This window comes from Bifidobacterium callitrichidarum (assembly GCF_003129905.1).
GTDB classification, from domain to species: Bacteria; Actinomycetota; Actinomycetes; order Actinomycetales; family Bifidobacteriaceae; genus Bifidobacterium; species Bifidobacterium callitrichidarum.
In genome coordinates this window covers 173,685-179,737 of sequence record NZ_QFFM01000002.1, presented here as the reverse complement: position 1 = coordinate 179,737, position 6,053 = coordinate 173,685, and the positions used below count along the sequence as shown (strand labels likewise).

The window sequence follows — 6,053 nt, the reverse complement described above, 5'->3', positions numbered from 1 at the left end:
AGGACCGATACCGTTCGCGCTCATTCCCGATGAGGCACCACCACACCCTACGCGCTCAAAAAACGTGAGGCACGTCGGGGTACAACACAGAGCGCGGGAAAATGTATGATGTTAGCGAATTCATTTTTGAATAGCCCTAATTGGGCGTTGAATCGCACCGTACGGGTCATCGACGACTACAAGCAACTGCTGCGCGACAATGCAGATTACAGAAAGAGAGACCGTGATGGGTTTCAGAATCCGCAAGAGCATTTCCTTAGGCAAAGGGATTCGTTTGAATCTCGGCAAAAACGGGATAACAAGTGTGAGCTTCGGGAAACGCGGCGCACCGCATGTGACCGTCGGCAAGAATGGGACGCGCGTCGGCACGCCGGTGATTCCCGGAACTGGCATCAGCTACGAGGCAAGACTCGATAAATCGTCAAGGAAGACGGAACCAAAGAGACCAGTGATGAACAGACAGCCGATACGGCCAAAAACGCCCATGAGACCTATACCGGCAGCCGATTCCCGGCAGACGCAGGTCCTGACGCCGGTATCGGTGATTCCGCCGTCGCCCGTTCCCCCTATGCCGAACGGGTACGCCGGAGGCGGTGGCAACCGTGGCTCACATAAGATGAAGAAGCCCTGGTATGGACGTTGGTGGGCCATACTGCTTTATGTATTACTTGCGTTCATCCTGCTCTGCATCGTGGTATACGCCACTACGCCGAACGGTGAAATCCCCGACATGACGGGGCAAACCGTCGCCGCTGCGAAGGCCGAACTCAATAACGCAGGGTTCGACAATATCACGGTCAAGCCGGAGACCAAGGGCGGCGACGATAAATGGAAGGTCGAAAGCCAGGACCCGATAAGCGGTGAGTTCAAGACATCAACGCCAATCACACTCACCGTGAAACGCGATAATTCCGATCTTGCGGATATCGCGAAAAAGGACATGCGGTTGGACACGGTCATCACCGCCTTGAAACATGCCGGATACTCCTCATCGGACTACGTGATAGAGAGCGATACCGGCAAGACGGTGGAAAAGCCATCAGACTGGATCGTGCTGTCAGCCGGTAACGGGGTCATAAAGGTCCATGACAAAGCGGCCGAGGAGGCCAAAGCAAAGAGTGAAGCAAAGGCTGAAGCGGAAAAGAAGAAGGCTGAAGCGGAAAAGAAGGAAGCCGAAGCGGAAAAGAAGGAAGCCGAAGAAGCCGCCAAAAAGGCAGAGGAGGAGAAAGCAGCCAAAGAGCAGGCTGAACAACAGCGCGCTGCCGAGGAGGAAGCTTTGCGCCAGGCACAGCTTCAGGCCGAACAGCAGCAGCAAGCCCAGCAGCAACAACAGCAACAACAGCAACAAGCCACATCCCCGTCAGGCAATGGTAGTGGTTCGCTCATTGCCATCTGCAGTGACGGCACGCAGGCTGTATCGGCGCCGGGGGCACCCAACTATCGGGGCATGTGCTCAGGCCACGGAGGCATAGCGCAGAAACTCGGACGACAATGAATGGCGTGACCGTCTAGCCGTCCTCTCCAATATCCGCACCCTATGACCGTCCATGTTCTCTTGTTTCAAATCGCCGATTTGGGACAAGAGAACATGGACAGGTAGGTGCGGAACGCATGTACGAGGCGACAGTCTGTCACTAACGCTTGACGATACTAACGCGAATAGGTAGTATAGGTCCATGAGAACCAGAGACAAGGAACTCAACGACTTCCTCTATGGAGGCCGATACCCCAAAGGCTATCCGGCCGGCTGCGAACGACAGCTCATGCGCAGGCTCCAGATACTCAAGGCCGCGCACGAACTCCACGATCTCAAAATACCGCCCGGCAACCGGCTCGAACCACTCAAAGGAAACCTGAAAGGACATTGGAGCATCAGGGTCAACCAGCAATGGCGACTCGTCTTCCAATGGGACGACGCAAGCAAGGAGGCAACCGATGTCTACTTCGACGACTACCACGACTAACGGCAACTACTACAGCACGCCCGGAGAGATCCTCAACGAGGAGTTCCTTGAGCCCCTCGGCATCAGTCGGTACAGGCTCGCCAAGGCCATCGGCGTGAGCGAGACCGCCATCGGCGAGATTATCCACGGCCGCCGACGCATCACCACCGCCATGGCATGGCGGCTCGGCAAGGCGCTCGGCACCACGCCCGACTTCTGGTCGAACCTGCAATCCGACTACGACCTACTGACATTCGACCCCAGCAGCCTGGGAGACATCCACCCGCTCGTCAACGCCTGAAACGAGAAAAGTCCCCCATCTGTGCATCGCGGTCATCTCAATGTCTGTATGCCCCATGATCAGGATACGCTCGTATTCGGCCACCTTCGTCCCGAACCTCGCGCGCGCCTCGGTCGCGGGGTCGGGCTCCGACCTTGCGGCGGAAAACTTGGGTTTCCAAAACCACCGGTCGCCACCCTCAAACGACGTTGCGACAGTGGGTTTTTCAACGTTTTCCGCATTTCTTACGGACAATCCGACGAAGAAAATGGGGTTTAACAGAGCCTTATCAGGTGGGATGGTCGGCAAGGCGGGTTATAGCCGGGAAATTCCACGTGCATGGGCGAATCGTGAGACAATGCTGATAATGCTGGATTGATTCTTGCGATTCTTATGAAACGTCAGTAGGGAGGCCAATGATGGCGGATAGGGATTATGTGTATCCGGAGGTGGGGGAGTCGTTGCGCAAAGCACGGGAAAGCGCCGGCATGAGCCAGGACCAGCTGGCAGAGGCGTCAGGGATTTCCCGCATCACCATCAGCCGCATCGAACAGGCACACATCAACCCGTCGTTCCGGTCATTGGAGGCGTTGGCGCAGGGGATGGGGCGAAAACTGACGATCAGTTTCGATCCGGTTGAATAGCTTTTCGCAGCGGCCCTTTTGAGAGCGGGCCATTTATCGGGAAATAAGCGGCTATGCCGTGATGGCCCGGCCGTCGCATAGTTGCCGAATGAGATGAGACTGAGGGAGGGAAAAAATTGGCTCTGTTAAACCAAGATTGACATGAATCCGATGGAACTACCCCTCAGACGGCTTCGCCGCCAGCTCCCCTGACAAGGGGAGCCAAGAATAAGGGGCATGTCAATCTTGGTTTAACAGAGCCAAAAAATTACCTGAAGTGATCCGGATGCTCCCCTCAGTAGTCTGCGGCGACAGCTCCCCTCAGCGAGGGGAGCCAAAGCAAAGTGCCATTTATTACAGGCGCACGCCAAGCTGTGCGAGGGAATCGCGGGCGGCGAGGGCGCCTTCGAACAGGACGCCGTGAATGCCGACCTCGTTGGCGCCGACCACGTTTTTGGCGGTGTCGTCGAAGAAGACGCACTGCTCGGCCTTGAGGCCGAACCGCTTGAGCGCCAGCTCATAGATGTCCGCGTTGGGCTTGTGCAGCTTCTCCACGCCCGAAACCACGGTGCCGTCGAGCAGCTGTTCCAGACGCGGGAACTTCTCGAAGGCCAGGTGGAAGGTCTCGTGCGACCAGTTGGTCAGGCCCCACACGCCGTATCCGTGACGTTTCAGGTCCTCCATCAGCTCGACCATGCCGGGCAGGGTGCGGGGCAGCGCGTCCGCGTAATGGTCGATGTAGTACTTGAAGATCTGTGCGATGTCCTCGCCTTGCTCGCGTACCACGTCCGGATAGATAGTGGCGAAATCCTCGCCGGCGTCCATGCGATCCTCGTAGTGGAAGAAGCCGTGTGGATCGTTGTCGGCGCAAATTGCGGTGACAACATCGTCCGGGAACTTGCCTTCAAGGCAGGCGCGGGTGTTCCAGTCCAGCAACACGCCGCAGAAATCGAAGATTACATCGGTGATGGGGGAGTTGGCCATGATGCTCCTCAAACATGCAGGAAACGGTATTCGGGTTGCTCTGTGACGTCGAGATCGGCAGAACCTGTTTTTGACGCCCCTTGCCAGCGAAGTCGTTGGCAAAGCCGACTGAGGCGTATCCGAATCGGATTCATGTCAAACTGTGGCGTCACAGAACCAATCGCTTTCAGTGTACTTCGTGGTGTTCACGCGGCCGGTTAAGCGACCACGTCCGCAATGGCTTCCGGAATGGCGCGAATCACGTCGCCGGCCACAATGGGATGGCCCAGCGTCATGAAGCGCTGACGGTGGCCGTGACCGATCAGCTCGGGCTCCTGCCATCCCTGCTGCTCCGACTCGGAGGCGATTGCCGCCGCCATGCCATGCAGGTACGCGGCCGACGCCACGGTTTCCGCCGTGGTGATCTCATCACCCTGCTGGGCAAGCAAGGCGCCGATGAGACCGGCCAGTACGTCGCCCGCGCCGGCCGTGGCGAGCCATGCGGGCGCACTGCCGGAAACATAGGTATGGTCCTCGTCCACCACGATGGTCACCGCGCCCTTGAGCAGCACGGTCGCGCCGGTCAGCTCGTGCGCTCGGCGGGCGCACGCCAACGGATGCGTCATCACGTCGTGCGCGGTGTACGTGAGGGAATCTTCACTGATGGGAGACGGGACGGCAATATCGCTGTCGGCGGGAACGGTCGCGCCATCGTCGCCGTCCGCATCGGAAGCGACGGCGGATTCGGCTTCGGTCGAGTCGACTGCGGAAGCCCGGTACGGCTGATCGTCATCGGCCGAATCGGTCGAATCCACGCTGGGCCGTGACGAATCGTCATGAGCGGGCAAGGTCGAAGCGGAGTTGGCCGTTTCACCTTCAATGAATCGCGCGTTCGCCCCAAGCCGGTTCAGCAACGCCGCCATCTCACCGGCATGCGGGGTGATGACCACCTGACCGGGCACATGCTCCGGCAACAGGTCGAGCGCGCCGGCATCCACCACGACGGGCGGCATATCATATGCGGCATCATCCGCGGCGGGGTCTCCGCCCAGCGCGTAATGGCGGAGCAGCGCGCCGATCGTCTCACGCTGGATATCGGCGTCGGCACCTTCGGCATCGGCGGTCGGCACGCCGGAGCCTACCACCCAGGACTGCACATGACCCTTGCCCAGTACCGCCTCGGGTAGAGCCGCGAGCACCATGTTCTGCGCGCGCTCGGGGCCAAGGTAGCGCACCATGCCGGTGTTCGCGCGTGCGGCGGCGCGTGCGGTGAGCACGGCCGCGCCGGGATAACGCTGCGAACCGGTCACCAGTCCCACCACGCCACGCGAATACTTGCCGTCCTCGACGTGCGGCAGACGCACCGCATCCGAGGCGAAGGCACTGTCCACCACCTCCACGGCGGGCTCCACGTCGTCGATGTCGAACCCGAAATCGACCAGCTCGATGCGCCCGCAGCCGAACGTCGCCGGCGGCAGCACCGCGCAGGGCTTCATTGCGCCGAACGTCACCGTCACATCGGCCGGCAGATACGGGCCGGGCAGCGAACCATCATCCACGCCCACGCCGGAGGGCGTGTCCACGGCGACCACCAACGGGAAGTCCCCGAACGGTTCACGACCAGGCATCGCCGGCTCGTCCGGCACCTCGCCGTCAAGTCCCAAAGCGGAGGCCAGCGCCGCCGGAATACCCCGCAACGCACCATGGATGCCGATGCCGGTCATCGCGTCGATGATGAGATGCGACTTCGAGGCCAGGGAGACGGCGGCCTGTAAACGTTCTCCGGCCTCGCCCGCGGAAAACCCTGAAGCGCAACCGGGAATTTCGGCGGCCGGATCCAGTACCAGCACCTTCCCGCCGGCGCGTACGAACTCGGCGAACCCGGCCTCGTGCAATGACCGGCCCACGGCCACGGCCGTCACTGCGGCACCCTCCTGCGCCAACGCGGCCGCGGCGAACAGACCATCGCCGCCGTTGTCGCCGGCGCCTGCCAACAGTACGATCGACGTGTCCTCCAACGCCAGATCCTCATCATCGAGCAGTCCGGCTGCGGTATGGGCCACGGCCTGGGCGGCCATGCGCATCAGCGGCACACCCTTGTCCAGCAACGGACGTTCCATGGCCCTCACGGTTTCGGCATCATAAGCGCTATGCAGCAGCAGCTCGCGGCGATCGACGTCATCGGCGTATTCCATGGCAGTCCCCTTCACAAAACGGCATATGCAATCATCAATTTTAGTGGCT

Annotated in this window: 6 protein-coding genes and 1 pseudogene; 4 read left to right on the top strand and 3 right to left on the bottom strand. The window is 60.2% G+C overall.

The genetic code is table 11. The features are described 5' to 3' along the window. The first annotated feature begins 226 nt into the window (after nt 1-226). The 4 genes from DF196_RS01600 (at nt 227) to DF196_RS01585 (ending at nt 2,867) form a co-directional block, all read left to right on the top strand. Entirely contained in the window at nt 227-1,495 is a 1,269-nt protein-coding gene (locus DF196_RS01600; protein ID WP_109056192.1) for a DUF4236 domain-containing protein, read from the top strand. A 181-nt stretch (nt 1,496-1,676) separates the two neighbouring features. Beyond that, a complete protein-coding gene (locus tag DF196_RS01595; RefSeq protein ID WP_109056175.1) occupies nt 1,677-1,964 on the top strand; it encodes a type II toxin-antitoxin system RelE/ParE family toxin in 288 nt (95 codons plus the stop codon). After that, nucleotides 1,936-2,244: a HigA family addiction module antitoxin gene (locus DF196_RS01590; RefSeq protein ID WP_109056174.1), complete on the top strand. Its 309-nt coding sequence runs from the start codon at nt 1,936-1,938 to the stop codon at nt 2,242-2,244. The genes DF196_RS01595 and DF196_RS01590 overlap by 29 nt, the downstream gene beginning before the upstream one ends. A 395-nt stretch (nt 2,245-2,639) precedes the next feature. After that, a complete protein-coding gene (locus DF196_RS01585; RefSeq protein ID WP_109056173.1) occupies nt 2,640-2,867 on the top strand; it encodes a helix-turn-helix domain-containing protein in 228 nt (75 codons plus the stop codon). A gap of 333 nt (nt 2,868-3,200) precedes the next feature. Here the strand turns inward: DF196_RS01585 and DF196_RS01580 are convergent, their stop codons facing one another. From DF196_RS01580 to DF196_RS01575, 3 genes and pseudogenes are all read right to left on the bottom strand, one after another. Continuing rightward, entirely contained in the window at nt 3,201-3,830 is a 630-nt protein-coding gene (locus DF196_RS01580; RefSeq protein ID WP_109056172.1) for an HAD family hydrolase, read from the bottom strand. A gap of 197 nt (nt 3,831-4,027) precedes the next feature. Beyond that, entirely contained in the window at nt 4,028-4,435 is a 408-nt protein-coding gene (locus tag DF196_RS14090) for an ADP-dependent NAD(P)H-hydrate dehydratase (protein WP_338323312.1), read from the bottom strand. 312 nt (nt 4,436-4,747) lie between these two features. Then, nucleotides 4,748-5,887: pseudogene (locus DF196_RS01575) on the bottom strand (NAD(P)H-hydrate epimerase); the annotation flags it as partial. Between the last annotated feature and the right edge of the window lie 166 nt (nt 5,888-6,053).